General features: G+C 64.1%; 2 protein-coding genes. Both read left to right on the top strand.

The window, feature by feature from the left end:
• A partial coding sequence (locus AC1DMG_RS21980; RefSeq protein ID WP_477181134.1) for a DUF3463 domain-containing protein occupies positions 1-560 on the top strand: 560 nt, incomplete at its 5' end.
• A 3-nt stretch (positions 561-563) separates the two neighbouring features.
• The gene (locus AC1DMG_RS21975; RefSeq protein ID WP_477181133.1) at positions 564-1,670 is read left to right on the top strand and encodes a glycosyltransferase; all 1,107 of its coding nucleotides are present in this window, start codon (positions 564-566) and stop codon (positions 1,668-1,670) included.
• Positions 1,671-1,739 lie beyond the last annotated feature (69 nt).

Raw genomic sequence — 1,739 nt, 5'->3', positions numbered from 1 at the left:
TCACGGTGTCGCCCGGCTATAGCTACCAGCATGCGCCGCGCCAGGATGTCTTTCTTGGGCGCACCGAGAGCAAGCAGCTGTTCCGCGATATTTTCCGCATCGGCAAGGAACGCAAGAGCAAGTGGGTGTTCAACCAGTCGTCGATGTTCCTGGACTTCATCGCGGGCAACCAGAGCTACCAGTGCACGCCGTGGTCCAACCCCACCTACAACATTTTCGGCTGGCAGCGTCCGTGTTATCTGCTGGTCGACGAGGGCTACGCCAGCTCGTACAAGGAGCTGATGGAAGAAACCGCATGGGAAAAATACGGCGTCGGCATCAACCCCAAGTGCGACAACTGCATGGCGCATTGCGGCTTCGAAGGCACGGCGGTGGATGACACCTTTGCGCATCCGCTCAAGGCCGCGCGCGTGGCGACGTTCGGTCCGCGCATCGATGGCGCGATGGCGCCGGATCTGCCGGTGATGTACGGCGACCGCGTCGATGCCACGGCGATCCATATCCCCATCAGCGCGATCCAGCGCAGAGGCTCGTCGTCCGGGGCCGACGCCGGGCACTGAGTCATGTGGCTGCTCATTGGCGCCATCGTCCCGGTCGTGATGTGGCTGGGACTGCTGCTGGTGCCGTGGCGGCCATGGAGTACGCGCGAGCATCTGGAGGCTGATGCGTTGGCCAGCATGCGCCTGGACGACGTCACCGTATTGATGCCTGCACGCAACGAAGCCGACGTGATCGGCAGCACGCTGCGCGCGTTGCAGGCGCAGGGCAGTGGACTCCAGATCATCGTGGTCGACGACCAGTCGGCCGACAGCACGGCCGGTGTGGCGAGCTCGTATCCCGGTGTTCGCGTGATCCAGGGTGCGCCCTTGCCGGAAGGTTGGGCGGGCAAGCTGTGGGCGCTGGAGCAGGGCAGGCAGCAGGTACGCACGCCGCTGACCTTGTTGCTGGATGCGGATATCGAACTGCGTCCCGGCATGTTGGCCACGCTGCTGTCGCACAAGCAGCGCGAGCAGCGGCAGTTCGTGTCGATCATGGCGGACCTGCGCCGCACCAGTTYCTGGGATCGCTTGTTGCTGCCTGCCTTCGTCTACTACTTCAAGTTGCTTTATCCGTTTGCTTTGTCCAACTCGCTCTCGCGCTGGGTGGCGGCCGGCGCGGGCGGCTGCATCCTGGTGGATACTGAGGTGCTTGAACGCATCGGCGGCTTCGGCAGCCTGCGCGATGCGCTGATCGACGATTGCGCGCTGGCACGTCAGGTCAAGCGCGCGGGCGGCCGCACCTGGATCGGCTTGAGCCGCGATGTRCTGAGCCGGCGGCCGTACGGTAGCTTCGAGTCGATCCACGGCATGGTGGCGCGGTCGGCCTTCACCCAGCTGGGCTATTCGACGTCCGTGTTGTTGCTGGTGACGGTGTTGTTCCTGTGGGCTTACGGGGTGCCGCTGGCCTTGCTGGCCGCACCACAGCTGTGGCCCTGTGCCTGGATCGCGCTGGGCGCCATGATGCTGGGCTACCTGCCCATGCTCAGGTACTACCGCATGCCCCTGTGGTGGGCGCTGCTGCTGCCGCTGGGGGCGGGTCTCTACCTCGGCATGACCTGGAGTTCGGCGCTGCGCTATTGGCGCGGCGTGCGCTCCCAGTGGAAGGGGCGGGTCTACCGCGCGGACGCCTGAATTGTCTTTTTAATCAGTCGTTTGAAAATTATTCATAGCGGCGTGCTGAATCTCGCTCGGTGAGAATCC

It is taken from the genome of Dyella sp. 01N36, assembly GCF_056399745.1.
Note: the sequence above shows the minus strand (reverse complement) of the source record. Positions and strands in the feature narration are given on the sequence as shown.